The sequence below is a fragment of the Variovorax sp. 10N432 genome (genome assembly GCF_056394465.1).
Map to the genome: position 1 here is coordinate 20,725 of NZ_JBFTHX010000054.1, position 14,056 is coordinate 34,780.

The following is a 14,056-nucleotide window of genomic DNA, read 5'->3' on the forward strand; positions in this document are numbered from 1 at the left end:
TTCTCGGCGGTCTGTTGGCTATTCTTCGGGTAAATTATGCATTGATTATCACAAAGTGACAATACGCAAGTATTTTGCTCGCCACCTGGCTTGACAACTTGCCGGATTCGCACAGGATGCGGGGCGCCATGACCGCCCTCACGCTGCACTACCACCCCCTCTCGTCCTACTGCCAGAAGGTGCTGATCGCGATCGACCTGCTCGGGGTCGAGGTCGACAAGCGGCTGCTCGACCTGGGCAACCCCGCCGAGCGCGATGCCTGGCTGGCGTTGTGGCCCACCGGCAAGATGCCCCTGCTCGTGGACCAGGGGCGGCCGGTCCCCGAATCGAGCATCATCATCGAGCACCTGCAGCACAGCCATGCCGCTGGCGGCCGCACGCTCGTTCCGCATGACGCCGCCGACGCGCTCGACGTGCGCCTGTGGGATCGGCTCTTCGACCTCTACGTGATGACGCCGATGCAGGCGTTCACGGCCGACCTGCTCAAGCCCGAGGGCGAGCGTGATCCACGCAGCGTGGCCCGGGCGCGGGACACCCTGTCGATGGCCTACGCCATGATCGACCGCCGCCTCGAGGGCCGGACCTGGGTCGCGGGCGACGCGTTCAGCATGGCCGATTGCGCCGCCGCGCCGGCCCTGTTCTATGCCGCCACCTACCTGCCGCTGCCGCCGCAGCAGGTGCAGCTGTCGGCCTACTTCGAGCGCTTGATGGATCACCCGTCGGTCGCGGCCGTGATCGACCAGGCGCGGCCCTATTTCAAGTTCTATCCGGGGCGGGCCGGCCTGTCGCGCCGGTTCTTCGACCCGACGGCCGGCTGAGCGGACCCCTTCAGGTCCAGCCGAGCCAGTGCCAGTAGGTGACGGCGAACAGCAGCATCAGCGCATAGCCCACGATCGTGACCGGCACGCCGACGCGCGCGAACTGCTTGCCGTTGAAGGTCTCGGTGCCCAGGCAGACCATGTTCTGGGGCGCGTTGATCGGCAGGATGAAGCCGAAGCTCACCGTGAAGCCGAGCAGCATGGTCATGCCGACCTTGTGGATGTCGCCCGGCAGGGTCTGCAGCACCGAGATCAGGATCGGCAGCAGCGCCGCGGTGAGGGCGGTGGCGCTGGCGAAGCCCAGGTGGATGACGATCAGGAAAGCCGACAGGATCGCGAACACCGCCACCGGCCCCTGCGTGGCCAGCCCCGAATGCGCGACCACGAAGCGCCCCAGCCACTGGCCCGCCTGCGTCGACAGCAGCGCCGTGCCCAGGCTGATGCCGACGCCGAAGACGATCAGCGTGCCCCACGGGATGCGCCCCTGCAGCGATTTCCAGTCCATCACGCCGAGCCGCGGCAGCATCAGGACCACCAGGCCGACATAGGTGATCGAGGCGGTGTCGATGTCATGCAGCTTGCCTTCGGTGGCCCAGAACAGCAGCAGGCCGACCGACACCGCGGCCAGCCGCTTTTGCGGGCCGGTCATCGGGCCGAGGGCCTCCAGGTCGCGCTGCACGGCTTCCTTGCCGCCGGCGATCGCCTCCGATTCGGGCGGCAGCAGCCAGCGGACCATGAAGTACAGCACGATCGACATCACGACGGCCCACGGCGCGCCGGCGATCAGCCACTGCAGCCAGCTGACGCGCTCGCCGAGCAGCTTGTCCATGAAGCCGACCGTGAGCAGGTTCTGCGCCGCCGCGGTCTGGATGCCGACGTTCCAGACGCTGGTGGCCATGGCCACCGTGATCATGATGCCGGCGGCGATGTTGGAGCGGCGGTCGACCCCGAAGGCGACGATGACGCCCATCATGATCGGCACCACGCAGGCGCTGCGCGCGGTGGCGCTCGGCACCACCAGCGACAGCACGATGGTGACCATGATGCTGCCGATCAAAATCCGCCGGGTGGTGGTGCCGATGATCGACAGCGTGACCAGCGCGATGCGCCGGTCCAGTCCGGTGATGGTCATGGCGGCGGCGATGCACAGGGCGGCGCCCACCAGCGCCAGCGCCGTGCTCGAGAAGCCCGCGAGCGCCATGCCCAGGGCCTGCGAGGTGCCATAGAGGCGTGAAGGATCGCCGACCTGAGGCGCGAGGCCGACCAGCGCCGCCATCAGCGAGGTGATCATGATGGCGCTGGCTTCGTAGCTCACCGACTCGCTGATCCAGACGATGATCGCGAACACCAGGATGGCGAGCATGCGATGCCCGGCGACCGGCAGGCCGTCCGGCAAGGGGAGGGCCAGCACGGCCACCATGGCCAGCGCGGCGAGGTAGAGGCCCCAGGGCGGCGGCTTGCGCACCGCGGTTGCTCGCTGGCCCGGATCGTTGGTGGCAAGGCTCATCGACGGACCCCCTCCCGCGGGCCGGGTCGATCTTGGCGCAAGGGCGCCAGGAAGACAACCTGGTCGGGGCGAGGCTCAGTCGATCGTGACCTTCGCTTCCTTCACCAGCTGCGCGTACTTGGCCGTGTCGCTCCTGATCTGCGCGCCCATCCGGGCCGGCGTGTCGCCGACCGGCTCGGCACCGATCTCGGCCATGCGCTTGCCGAACTCCGGCGACCGGATGATCTTCACCAACTCGGTGTTGAGCCGCTCGACGATGTCCTTCGGCGTCGCGGCCGGTGCCAGGATGCCGAACCAGGTGCCCTGGTCGAAATCCTTGAGGCCGGACTCGGCCAGCGTGGGCACGTCGGGCAAGGTGCTCGAGCGCTTCGCCGTCGTGACCGCCAGCGCGCGCAGCTTGCCGCCCTTGATGTGCTGGACCACCGGCGTCAGCGTGTCGAAGGACATGTCGACCTGGCCGCCCAGCAGGTCGGTGGTCAGCGGCGCGCTTCCCTTGTAGGGCACGTGCAGCAGCTCCACGCCGGCCAGGCTCGCGAACTGCGTGCCGATCAGGTGCTGCACGGTGCCGTTGCCGTTCGAGCCATAGGAGAGCTTGCCCGGCGACGCCTTGGCCAGCGCGACCAGCTGCTTGACGTCCGTGGCCGGCGACTTCGCGTTGACCACCAGCACATTGGGCACCATCGCGATGGTGGTGACCGGCGCGAAGCTCTTCTCGAAGTCGTAGGGCAGCTTCTTGTAGACGCTGGTGGCGATGGTGTGGTGCACGGCGCCCATCAGCAGCGTGTAGCCATCGGGCTTGGCCTTGGCCACGTAGTCGGCACCCAGGGTGGCGCCGGCGCCGGGCCGGCTTTCGACGATCACCGGCTGGCCCAGGCTCTGGCCGAGCTTGTCGCCGATGGCCCGCGCCAGCACGTCCGAACTGCCGCCGGGCGGGAAGGGCACGACGAGGCTGATCGGCTTGGTGGGCCACGCCTGGGCGCCGGCGAGGGTGGCCGCCAGGCCGAGGACGAGCGCGGTGAGCACGCGGGCGCGCGCGAGAGTCGATGTCATGAATGTCTCCTTGTGGGTATGCGGCGAATGGTGTCAGCGATGCAGGGGCCGAATCACTGCGAAAGTGAATCCATGGTTAACCTGCGTTCAACAATGAGCGTGCCTTCAGATCTGCGCGATGCGCAGCAGGTTGGTCGTGCCGGAGGTGCCGAACGGCATGCCGGCTGAAATGACGATGGTCTGTCCGGGGGCGCCGAAGCCTTCCTTCAGCGCGGTCCGGCTGGCGAGCTCGCTCATCTCCGGCACGTCCACCACCTCGTGGCAGAGCACGGCGTGCACGCCCCAGGCCAGTGCCAGGCGGCGCGCCGTGGCGAGACGCGGCGTCATGCCGATGATGGGCGCGCGGGGCCGCTCGCGGGCCATGCGCAGGGCCGAGTAGCCCGAGCTGGTGTAGGCGACAGTGGCCGCGGCGCTGAGCAGGCCGGTGATGTCCCGCATCGCGGCGCCGATCGCATCGGCGGTGCGCGCCAGCGGCTCCGGGCGGGAGGCATCGATCGCGGCCCGGTAGTTGGGATCGCTTTCGGTGTGCGTGATGATGCTGCTCATCATCTTCACCGCCTCGACCGGATAGCGGCCGCTGGCCGACTCGGCGGAGAGCATGACGGCATCGGCGCCTTCGTAGATGGCCGTCGCCACGTCGGAGGCCTCGGCACGCGTGGGCACCGGCGCGGCGACCATCGACTCCAGCATCTGCGTCGCCACGATGACCGGCTTGCCGGCGCGCCGGCAGGCCCGGATGATCCGCTTCTGGATCGCCGGCACCTGCTCCGCCGGCATCTCGACGCCGAGGTCGCCGCGCGCCACCATCACCGCATCAGCCTCGGCCACGATGGCGTCCAGCGATTGGATCGCGGCAGGCTTCTCGAGCTTGGCGACGATGCCGGCACGGCCGTCGACGATCCGGCGCACCTCGATCACGTCCTCGGGCCGCTGCACGAAGGACAGCGCCACCCAGTCGATGCCCAAGCCGAGGCCGAAGGCCAGGTCGGCCCGGTCCTTGTCGGTCATCGCCGACAGCGGCAGCACCACGCCCGGCACGTTGACGCCCTTGCGGTCCGACAGCGTGCCGCCGTTGACCACGCGGGTGTCGGCGAAGTCCTTGCCGAAGCCCTCGACCCGCAGCCGCAGCCGTCCGTCGTCGAGCAGCAGCTCGGTGCCGGCCTCCAGCGCTGCGAAGATCTCCGGGTGGGGCAGCGCGACCCGCTCGATGTTGCCGGGCGACCGGGTGTCGAGGTCGAGCCGGAACGGCTGGCCTTCGACCAGCTCGATCGGCCCGCCGGGGAAGGTGCCGATGCGCAGCTTCGGCCCCTGCAGGTCGAGCAGCACGCCGACCGGGCGGCCGCTGTCGCGCTCGATCTCGCGGATCAGCGCGAGCCGGCGCTGGTGGTCTTCGTGCGTGCCGTGGCTGAAATTCAGCCTGAAGACATCGGCGCCGGCATCGAACAGCGCCTGGATCGTCCGGCGGTCGTCGCTGGCCGGCCCGAGGGTGGCCACGATCTTGGCCTGCTTGCTTCTTTTCATCTCAGCTCCTGGATGCGTGGTCGGATGTGTCGGCCGCAGGATGGCGCCCGGCGATCACGATCGCGCGAAAGTCGTTCACGTTGGTCAGGGTCGGTCCGGTCACCACCGCGTCGCCGAGCGCTTCGAAGAAGCCGTGCCCGTCGTTGTCGTCGAGCCGTTCACGCGGCTTCATGCCCCCGGCCCAGGCGCGCGCCAGGGTGTCGGGGGCGAGCAGCGCGCCGGCGATCTCTTCCTGGCCGTCGACGCCGTCGGTGTCGCCCGCGATGGCGTGGATGCCGGATTCGCCGCCGAGGGCGATGCCCAGGGCCAGCAGGAACTCGACGTTGCGCCCGCCGCGGCCCCCGCCGCGCACGGTCACGGTGGTCTCGCCGCCGGACAGCAGCACGCAGGGCGCGGCCACTGGCTGCCCGCGGCGCGCGACCTGCAGCGCGATGCCGGCCAGGGTCCGCGCGACATCGCGCGCCTCCCCCTCGATCGCGTCGCCGAGGATGAAGGGCCGCAGGCCGGCCGCGCGCGCCACCTCGGCGGCGGCCTCGAGCGCCATCTGCGGGGTCGCGACGAAGCGGGTCTCGATCTCCGGCAGTCGCGGATCGCCGGGCTTGAGCGTCTCGCCCGCGCCGCTCTCCAGCAGCGCGAGCGCCCGCGGCGGAATGTCGATGCCATGTCTGCGCAGGATCTCGAGCGCGTCGCCGCAGGTGCTCGGGTCGGCCACCGTGGGGCCCGAGGCGATGTCGACCGGATCGTCGCCGGGCACGTCCGACAGCAGCAGGTTCACGACCCGGGCCGGCCGGCAGGCCGCGGCCAGCCGGCCGCCCTTGATCGCCGACAGGTGGCGGCGCACGCAGTTCATCTCCGAGATCGGGGCGCCGCTGGCGAGCAGCGCGCGGTTCAGCGCCTGCTTGTCGGCCAGCGTGAGGCCTGGCAGCGCCAGCGGCATCAGCGAGGAGCCGCCGCCGGAGGTCAGGCACAGCACCAGGTCGTCGGCCGTGAGCCCTTCGACCTGCTGCAGCATGCGGCGTGCGGCCAGCTCGCCTGCGGCGTCCGGCACCGGATGCGCGGCTTCGACGATCTCGATGCGGCGGCAGGGCACCGCGTAGCCGTAGCGTGTCACCACGAGACCGGACAGCGGCCCCTGCCAATGGTCCTCGACCGCGCGAGCCATCGCCGCCGACGCTTTGCCGGCGCCGATCACCACCAGCCGGCCCTTGGGTGGCGCCGGCAGGTGGCGCGGCACGCACAGCGCGGGCTGGGCGGCCGCCACCGCGGCGTCGAACATGGCGCGCATCAGCTGGCGGGTCGCGGTGTCGTTCATGACGGGGCTCCGTGCCGGGGCATCAGGCGGCGATGCGGACATCGGCGGGGGCGCGCAGCGGCTTGACGTTGGAGTCGTCCGGCTCCTCGTACAGGTCTTCGAGCCGTTCGGGCTCCGACCGGCCGTCGAGCACCTGCGCCAGCCGCGGGCGGTCGACCGCGCCGACCCAGCGCGCGATGGCCACGGTGCCCACGGCATTGCCGATCGTGTTGGTGATCGCGCGGGCCTCCGACATGAAGCGGTCCACGCCGAGCAGCAGCACCATGCCTGCGACCGGGATCTTGCCCATCGAGGCCAGCGTCGCGGCCAGCGTGATGAACCCCGACCCGGTGACGCCGGCCGAGCCCTTGGAGGTCAGCAGCAGCACGCCGAGGATCACGAACTGGTCGGTCATCGACAGCGGCGTGTTGGTCGCCTGGGCGATGAAGATCGCCGCCATCGTGTAGTAGATGCACTGGCCGTCGGGGTTGAAGGTCAGGCCGGCAGGCACGACCAGGCCGACCACCGGCTTCGACACGCCCGCGTGCTCCAGCTTGCGCATCAACTGCGGCACCACCGATTCGGACGAGCTGGTGCCGAGCACCGTGAACAGCTCGTCCTTGATGTACTTCAGGAACTTCCACAGGCTGAAGCCCGAAAGGCGTGCGATGCCGCCGAGGACCAGCGTCACGAACAGGAAGCAGGTGAGGTACATCGTGCCCATCAGCTTGCCGAGCGAGAGCACCGAGCCGAGCCCGTACTTGCCGACCGTGAAGGCCATGGCGCCGAAGGCGGCCAGCGGCGCCAGCCGCATGATCATCCCGACCACCGCGAAGATGCCGTGCGTGAACGAGTCGAGGAAGTCCACCACGGGCTTGGCGCGCGGCCCGATGTGCGAGAGGGCGACACCGAACATCGTTGCAAAGACCAGGATCTGCAGGATGTCGTTCTTCGCCAGGGCATCGACGATGCTGATCGGCACCAGGTGCATGACGAACTCGATGAAGCCCTCCGGCCTGGCGGCCGCCGCCGTGTAGCTGGCGATGGCCTTGGCGTCGAGTTGGGAGACGTCGATGTTCATTCCCCGGCCCGGACCGACCACATTCACGACCACCAGCCCGAGCAGCAGGGCGAAGGTCGACAGCAGCTCGAAATAGATCAGCGCCCGGACGCCGACCCGGCCGAGCTCCTTCATGTTCTCCATGCGGGCGATGCCCAGCACCACGGTGGCGAAGATGATCGGCGCGAACACCATCTTGATCAGCTTGATGAAGATGTCGCCGAGCGGCTTGAAGTCGCTGGCGAGGTTCGGGTGGAAGAAGCCAAGCGCGACGCCGGCAAACACGCCGATCAGCACTTGCACGTAGAGTTTTCCCAAGAAGCGGCGCATGGTTTGTCTCCTGGCGTTGGGTAGGCACGAGCGGGCCCCGGCAGCTCTTGCGGCTGCTTCGGAACCGGGGTTGGAGGGCGGCGCGGCCTCAGGCCGCCTTGCGCTGCGACGCCGCCAGCACCTGGCCGCAGACCGCCTGGGTCACGTCGGCGGTGGTGGCCTTGCCGCCGAGGTCGCGGGTGTGCAGGCTCTTGTCGGCGGTGACCTTCTCGATCGCCGCCATGACGCGCTTGGCGGCGTCGAATTCGCCCAGGTGCTCGAGCAGCATCACGACCGACCAGAAGGTGCCGACCGGGTTCGCCAGGCCCTTGCCCATGATGTCGAAGGCCGAGCCGTGGATCGGCTCGAACATCGACGGGTAGCGGCGCTCCGGGTCGATGTTGCCGGTCGGCGCGATGCCCAGGCTGCCGGCCAGCGCGGCCGCGAGGTCGCTCAGGATGTCGGCATGCAGGTTGGTGGCGACGATGGTGTCGAGCGAAGCGGGGTTGTTGACCATGCGGGCGGTCGAAGCGTCGACCAGCTCCTTGTCCCACTTCACATCGGGGAACTCCTTCGAGACCTGCAAGGCGATCTCGTCCCACATCACCATCGCGTGGCGCTGGGCGTTGCTCTTGGTGATCACCGTGAGCTGCTTGCGGGGGCGCGACCGGGCCAGCTTGAACGCGAAGCGCATGATGCGCTCGACGCCGGCGCGGGTCATCATCGAGACGTCGGTGGCGGCCTCGATCGGATGGCCCTGGTGCACGCGGCCGCCGACGCCGGCGTACTCGCCTTCGGAGTTCTCGCGGACGATGACCCAGTTGAGGTCGTCGGGTCCGCAGCGCTTGAGCGGGCCGTCGATGCCGGGGAGGATTCGTGTCGGGCGCACGTTGGCGTACTGGTCGAAGCCCTGGCAGATCTTCAGGCGCAGGCCCCACAGCGTGATGTGGTCGGGGATGTGCGGGTCGCCGGCCGAGCCGAACAGGATGGCGTCCTTGTCGCGCAGTGCGTTCAGGCCGTCGTCCGGCATCATCACGCCGTGCTCGCGGAAGTAGTCGCCGCCCCAGTCGAAGTTCTCGAACTCGAACTGGAACTTGTCGCTGGCCGAGGCCAGTGCGGCCAGCACCTGCTGGCCGGCCGGAACGACTTCCTTGCCGATGCCGTCGCCGGGGATGGTCGCGATCTTGTACGTCTTCATGGGCTTGTCTCCTGGGGGTTTGGGTAGGGGGTAGGCGTACTGTAGGAACTCGACGGGCCATTGGATCGGGGCTAAAGTGAATCCATCATTTACCTGGATTCAACAATCAGCGGCCCATGACACCCGGCATCCAACCTGCAGACCTCGGCTTCTTCTCGGCCCTCGCCGGCGCGGGGAGCCTCAGCGCGGCGGCACGCGAGCTCGGCATCACCACGCCCGCGGTGAGCAAGCACCTGGCGCTGATGGAGTCCCGCCTGGGCGTGGCGCTGGTCAACCGGACCACGCGCCGGATGAGCCTGACCCCCGAGGGCGAGCTGTACCTGGAGCACGCCCGGCGCATCCTCGGCGAGATCGACGGCATGGCGGAGATCCTCGGGGTGGCCAAGGCCACGCCCAAGGGCCTGCTGCGGGTCAACGCGACGCTGGGCTTCGGCCGCAGCCATGTGGCGCCGATCATCTCGAAGTTCGTGCGCAAGCACCCCGAGGTCCAGGTGCAGCTGCAGCTGTCGGTGAATCCACCGGCCTTGACCGAGGACTCGTTCGACATCTGCATCCGCTTCGGCGCGCCGCCGGATTCGCGGGTGATCGCCCGGCAGCTGGCGCCCAACCGGAGGCTGCTGTGCGCCGCGCCGGCCTACCTCGCGAAGCATGGCATTCCCAAGGTGCCGAACGATCTCACCAGGCACAACTGCATCGGGATCCGGCAGGGCGAGGAGGCCTACGGCGTCTGGCGGCTGGCGAGCGGCCGGGGCCGCAGCGCGACCACCGAGTCGGTCAGGACCCGGGGCAACCTGACCACCAACGACGGCGAGATCGCGGTCAGCTGGGCGCTCGATGGCCATGGCATCCTGATGCGGGCCGAATGGGACATCGAGCGCTACCTGCGCAACGGCCGGCTGGTGCAGGTGCTGCCCCATTGCTACACGCCGGACGCGGACATCTACGCCGTGTATCCGCAGCGCCACCAGCTGGCGGCGCGGGTGCGGGCCTTCGTGGATTTCGCGGCGCTCGTGCTTCAGCAGCCCAGGGCGTCGCCGGCGGCTGCTTGAGAACGGCGCCGGCCTTCCAACCCGGCGAGCCTTGACACCCGCCCCGGTTGCCATCGACACTTTTTTGGCTACAGCTGCCGCGAGGAGATGCAACCATGAGGCTCAAGCTCGTTTATGGCGACCAAGGCCCAGATGTCACCGCGCTTCAGCAGGCCTTGCTGGCGGCGGGCTTCAACCCCGGCGTCATCGATGGCGACTTCGGAACCGGCACCTTCAACGCGGTGTCCGCGTTCCAGCAAGCCAAGGGACTGCTGGCCGACGGCATCGCAGGGCCTCGAACCCTCCATGCCCTGGGCCTGGTCGAGTCCGCGGACCTGCCCGACGCCACCGGCGACATGAGCGTCCAGGTCGCCTCCCTGATGCTGCCGGGTGCGCCGCTCGCGAACATCAAGACCCATCTGCCGGTCATCCTGGCTTCGCTTCGCGCCTTCGAGATCCCGGACCGGACCATGGTGCTCATGGCCATCGCCACCATCCGTGCCGAGACGGCGGGCTGCGCGCCGATCAGCGAAGGCATCAGCGCCTTCAACACCTCGCCCACCGGGCATCCCTTCGATCTCTACGACCACCGCAGCGACCTCGGCAACCAGGGCCCGCCCGACGGCGCGCTGTTCAAGGGGCGCGGCTTCGTGCAGCTCACGGGCCGCTCGAACTACCTGCGCTACGGGCCACGGCTGCCCACCCCCGCGGACCTGGTGAAGAAACCCGAACTGGCGAACACGTCCAGCGTCGCGGCCGACCTGCTGAGCCTGTTCCTGGCCGACCGGGAGCTGCAGATCAAGGATGCGATCCTGCATGGGAACTTCCAGGCGGCGCGGCGCCTGGTCAACGGCGGCCTGCACGGTTGGGAGCAGTTCGAGACCTCCTTCAAGAGGGGCGACATGGCCATGCCCCGCTGAGAGACGAGCACGCCATGCGAACTTCCTGCCTGGTTGCCGCCCTCGCCCTGGCGACCTGCGTCTGCGCCCATGCGGACCGGACCGAGTACGCGTTCCGCTGGGACCCGGCACAGGGCGGCCCGGCGACGGCGCAGCAGGCGGCCAGGCAACTCGGCATCGCGGACGACAAGCCCAAGGCGCTGGTGGTCCGCTACCTCGACGTCCGGCGACCCGCGGGGCTGCCCGACGACAGCTACGGCGCGGTGGCGCGCGAGCGGACCGACGATGACGGGCCGGAGTCGATGTACAAGGTGCGAGCCCCATTGTCGAAGGCGGCCAGGAAGCTGCTGTCGACTTGGTCCTGCCCCCTGGCCGGCCCGAAGCGCGAGGGCAAGCTGGAGGTGGATGTGAACTGGGCGGCCGACGAAGGGGCGGATGCCGCGCCGACGCCGCGCGAAGCCATCTCCTTCAGCTGTTCCGTCGAGGCCGCCGCCGCTGCGGCCTTCCCGCCGGCCACCGGCATGGTGCCCAAGCCCTGCGTCAACCACGTTCGCCGGTTCAAATCGCAGGACGACTGGAAAGTCGAGGAGTGGCTGCTCCCGACCGGCAAGCGGGTCGTCGAGCTCTCGTTCAGCGTGAAAACGGGAAGCCCCGCGCACCGCAGCGCCTTCCAGCAACGGGTGGACGCGCTGCGCGAGGCCGGCGCGCGACCGCTGGCGGACTCGAAGACCTTGCTCGGCAGTACCTGCCCGGCCTGAGCGTCAGCGCCGGCCGGCCGCTGGCTCAAGTGGCGTAGGCATCCTTGCCCGACGCCTTCCTGGCCCGCAACTCGCGCAGCATCTCGCGCTCCGACATGCCTTGCGACCAATCGGGGCGCAGCTGGTAGTGCGGCATGTCGACGAAGCTTTCCCACTGGCCGCCCCATTCGAGGCCGATGTCCATGCCGATCGCACCCACCGTGGCGTAGAGCGGGCTGTCGCCAAGGTAGTCCTTGCCGCGGAACACCCCGACGTCGAAGGCGATGCCGAAGTTGTGGTTGGACTCGCCTCCCTTCGCATTGGTCACGGGCCGCCTGTTCTTTTCCTTGGTGCGGCCGATCGCGAACAGGGCGTCCTGCTCGGCATAGGTGCGCGTACCGCTCAAGATCTTGATCTCGATGTTGGCGGCCGCCGCGCGCTCGACCAGCATCCTCGCGTAGGGCGCGACCTGCGGGTGCAGCGTGGCGATGGTCTTCTCGCTGCGCTCATCCGCCTTGCCTGCGAAGGCGGCCGATTTCGGGACCGACTTGCCGACGATCTTCTCGTGGATCGCTCGCCATGTCTCGGGACCCGGATTGCCATCGACCGAGACACCCAGCGCCGCCTGGACGCTTCGGACCACCGCGTTGATGTTCATGCACGACCTCCTGTTGCGAGACGGCCGAGCTTAGGCAGAGCGGCGGGATGCGCAATATCGCGTTCGCCAGATGCGGCAGGCCCGGGCTGTCGCAGAATGCGGATGCAGGAAATTGGGGCGATTGGACTAACTTTGTGATGAATCTAGTTTTCCTGGCCTAGGCCCTTGCGAAGAACATCAGGCTGTCGCATCCCGCGAATCGTCAGTCACAACCAAGGAAAACCTCATGTCCGCGCAAAACCTCTCTTCCGTCGCCGTCCACGTCGTTGGCCAATACCACGAAGTCGGCAAGACCCTCGTCGGCGCCTGGCGCAGCGGCGCGCGCCGCCTGCTCGATGGCGCCGCGTCGCGCCATGGCCAGATGCAGAAGGTCACCGAGTTCCTCTCCAACCGCCTCGACATCGACAGCGGCCGCGTGGTGGAGGTGCTCGACCGCATGGCCGAAGCCGGCACCAAGGGCATCGAGGCCGTGGCCGACCGCGCGGCCCGGATCGAGTCGCCGATCGCGACCTCCCTGTTGAGCACTTTCAGCGCCATCAACCTGCCGATCGCCAACGTGCACGCGCAGATCGCCGACAAGATCGCCGAGGGCGCCAGGAAGCTCGAGACGCGCGTGGCCGACGCCGAAGAAGCCCCGGCAGCGAAGGGCGGGGCCGTGGCCGTCGCCAGGACCGCCCGCCGCGCCAGCCGCAAGGCCGCCTGATCCCCGGGGACCGAAGCATGGCGACCCGCAAGGACTCGGCGCTGCCGAAGAAGCCGGCGCCGGCCAGGAAGCCAGCCGCGCCTCGCAAGAAGGCGAGCGCGGCGACGCCACCCACCGAAGCCGCCGGCAAGCCCGCCGGCGCCGAAGGCCTGCTGCGCGCGGGCCTGAAGGCGCTGGGCAACGTCGGCACCGACGTCGTCAAGCGCCACACCCACGTGATCGAGGGCCTGCTCGGCATCCAGAAGACCGATGCCGGAGGCGCCCGGCCCGCGGCCGGGTTCCCGGGCCTGGACAGCTTCGGCATCCGCAAGTTCGAGGACGTGTTCGACCAGCGCGTGGCGAGCGCACTGCAGCGCCTGGGCCTGCCGAGCGCCGAAGAACTCCAGGCCTTGCGCGACGAGGTGAGGCAGCTGCGCGAGCAGCTCGATGCGGCGAGGCCGGCCGCCCGGCGCAAGCGCTGACCCCCCGATCCCGAGCGCCATCCTTCATCGCCCGTGGCCAGTCCCAACACCCGCGACCGGATCCTGCTGACCAGCCTCGCGCTGTTCAATGCGGAAGGCCTGGCGGCCGTGTCGACGCACAAGATCGCGGCCGAGATGGGCATCAGCCCCGGCAACCTGCACTACCACTTCAAGGCCAAGCAGCTGATCGTCGAACGGCTGTTCATGCGCTTCGAGCAGCGGCTCGGGCTGCTGAACGGGTCGACCGCCGCCGTCGCCGCGATCGACGACCTGTGGCTGGCGCTGCACCTGCGCTTCGAAGCCATCGACGAATACCGGTTCGTCTACCGCGACATGGCCTTCCTGGCCGCCGAATACCCCGCCCTGGGACAGCGGGCCCAGGACCTCACGGCGCAGAACCTGCTTGCCGCGCAGTCCCTGTGCGAGGGGCTGGTGGCCTCGGGAGTGATCCAGACCAGCGCCGAGCAGGCGCGCATCCTCGCCCTGCAGATCGTCTTCACCACCACCTGCTGGCTGTCGTTCGAGCGCCTGGTGCCGGGGCGGGAGGCAGAGGCGCAGGCCGACCCCGGATTGGCGGCCTTCTACACGCTCACGCTGATCTCGCCCTACGTCTCCAGCGACTCGCGGGCCTACCTCGACTACCTGCGGGGCAAGTACCTGGGCTAGCTGTCGAGTTTCAGCAGGTTGTTCATGGCCGGTATCCGGCTCATGGGCGGCTGATGGTTGAGGGCTGAGTGTGGCCGATGCCAGTTGTAGTGATGGATGAAGGGCTGTAGCGCGGCCTCGCGTTGAGCTGAGCTTTCGTAGGGCCTGGCG

The 14,056-nt window shown here is 69.0% G+C and carries 15 protein-coding genes; 7 read left to right on the forward strand and 8 right to left on the reverse strand.

Annotation, left to right across the window (positions count from 1 at the left end):
* The first annotated feature begins 128 nt into the window (after window positions 1-128).
* Window positions 129-818: a glutathione S-transferase family protein gene (locus AC1DF3_RS33510; RefSeq protein WP_478142329.1), complete on the forward strand. Its 690-nt coding sequence runs from the start codon at window positions 129-131 to the stop codon at window positions 816-818.
* 10 nt (window positions 819-828) lie between these two features.
* Here AC1DF3_RS33510 and AC1DF3_RS33515 read toward each other — a convergent pair whose 3' ends face one another.
* The 6 genes from AC1DF3_RS33515 to AC1DF3_RS33540 form a co-directional block, all read right to left on the reverse strand.
* Window positions 829-2,325, reverse strand: coding sequence for a DASS family sodium-coupled anion symporter (locus AC1DF3_RS33515; protein ID WP_478142330.1), 1,497 nt, complete (start codon window positions 2,323-2,325; stop codon window positions 829-831).
* A 75-nt stretch (window positions 2,326-2,400) separates the two neighbouring features.
* Window positions 2,401-3,375 (reverse strand): Bug family tripartite tricarboxylate transporter substrate binding protein, encoded by a 975-nt coding sequence (locus tag AC1DF3_RS33520; RefSeq protein WP_478142331.1) that lies wholly within the window; start codon window positions 3,373-3,375, stop codon window positions 2,401-2,403.
* Window positions 3,376-3,480: 105 nt separating this feature from the next.
* A complete protein-coding gene (gene pyk, locus AC1DF3_RS33525) occupies window positions 3,481-4,896 on the reverse strand; it encodes a pyruvate kinase (protein ID WP_478142332.1) in 1,416 nt (471 codons plus the stop codon).
* Window position 4,897: 1 nt separating this feature from the next.
* A complete protein-coding gene (locus AC1DF3_RS33530) occupies window positions 4,898-6,208 on the reverse strand; it encodes a glycerate kinase type-2 family protein (RefSeq protein ID WP_478142333.1) in 1,311 nt (436 codons plus the stop codon).
* Between the two features lie 22 nt (window positions 6,209-6,230).
* The gene (gene dctA, locus AC1DF3_RS33535) at window positions 6,231-7,577 is read right to left on the reverse strand and encodes a C4-dicarboxylate transporter DctA (RefSeq protein ID WP_478142334.1); all 1,347 of its coding nucleotides are present in this window, start codon (window positions 7,575-7,577) and stop codon (window positions 6,231-6,233) included.
* A gap of 88 nt (window positions 7,578-7,665) precedes the next feature.
* Window positions 7,666-8,754 (reverse strand): tartrate dehydrogenase, encoded by a 1,089-nt coding sequence (locus tag AC1DF3_RS33540; RefSeq protein WP_478142335.1) that lies wholly within the window; start codon window positions 8,752-8,754, stop codon window positions 7,666-7,668.
* Window positions 8,755-8,870: 116 nt separating this feature from the next.
* On the opposite strand from AC1DF3_RS33540, the gene AC1DF3_RS33545 reads away from it, so the two are divergent.
* From AC1DF3_RS33545 to AC1DF3_RS33555, 3 genes are all read left to right on the forward strand, one after another.
* On the forward strand, window positions 8,871-9,803 hold the full coding sequence (locus AC1DF3_RS33545) for a LysR substrate-binding domain-containing protein (protein ID WP_478142336.1): 933 nt from the start codon (window positions 8,871-8,873) through the stop codon (window positions 9,801-9,803).
* Window positions 9,804-9,898: 95 nt separating this feature from the next.
* Entirely contained in the window at window positions 9,899-10,702 is an 804-nt protein-coding gene (locus AC1DF3_RS33550) for a peptidoglycan-binding protein (RefSeq protein ID WP_478142337.1), read from the forward strand.
* A gap of 14 nt (window positions 10,703-10,716) precedes the next feature.
* The gene (locus AC1DF3_RS33555; protein WP_478142338.1) at window positions 10,717-11,439 is read left to right on the forward strand and encodes a hypothetical protein; all 723 of its coding nucleotides are present in this window, start codon (window positions 10,717-10,719) and stop codon (window positions 11,437-11,439) included.
* A gap of 25 nt (window positions 11,440-11,464) precedes the next feature.
* Here the strand turns inward: AC1DF3_RS33555 and AC1DF3_RS33560 are convergent, their stop codons facing one another.
* Entirely contained in the window at window positions 11,465-12,076 is a 612-nt protein-coding gene (locus AC1DF3_RS33560; protein WP_478142339.1) for a M15 family metallopeptidase, read from the reverse strand.
* Window positions 12,077-12,302: 226 nt separating this feature from the next.
* On the opposite strand from AC1DF3_RS33560, the gene AC1DF3_RS33565 reads away from it, so the two are divergent.
* Genes AC1DF3_RS33565 through AC1DF3_RS33575 form a run of 3 tightly spaced genes read left to right on the forward strand, consistent with a single transcriptional unit; the run spans window position 12,303 to window position 13,906 of the window.
* The gene (locus AC1DF3_RS33565; protein WP_478142340.1) at window positions 12,303-12,779 is read left to right on the forward strand and encodes a hypothetical protein; all 477 of its coding nucleotides are present in this window, start codon (window positions 12,303-12,305) and stop codon (window positions 12,777-12,779) included.
* Window positions 12,780-12,796: 17 nt separating this feature from the next.
* Window positions 12,797-13,240 (forward strand): phasin family protein, encoded by a 444-nt coding sequence (locus AC1DF3_RS33570; RefSeq protein ID WP_478142341.1) that lies wholly within the window; start codon window positions 12,797-12,799, stop codon window positions 13,238-13,240.
* A 33-nt stretch (window positions 13,241-13,273) separates the two neighbouring features.
* On the forward strand, window positions 13,274-13,906 hold the full coding sequence (locus AC1DF3_RS33575) for a TetR/AcrR family transcriptional regulator (RefSeq protein WP_301816009.1): 633 nt from the start codon (window positions 13,274-13,276) through the stop codon (window positions 13,904-13,906).
* On the opposite strand, the gene AC1DF3_RS33580 is transcribed toward AC1DF3_RS33575, so the two are convergent.
* The coding region (locus AC1DF3_RS33580; RefSeq protein WP_478142344.1) for an integrase core domain-containing protein at window positions 13,903-14,056 on the reverse strand (154 nt) is incomplete at its 5' end. The genes AC1DF3_RS33575 and AC1DF3_RS33580 overlap by 4 nt on opposite strands.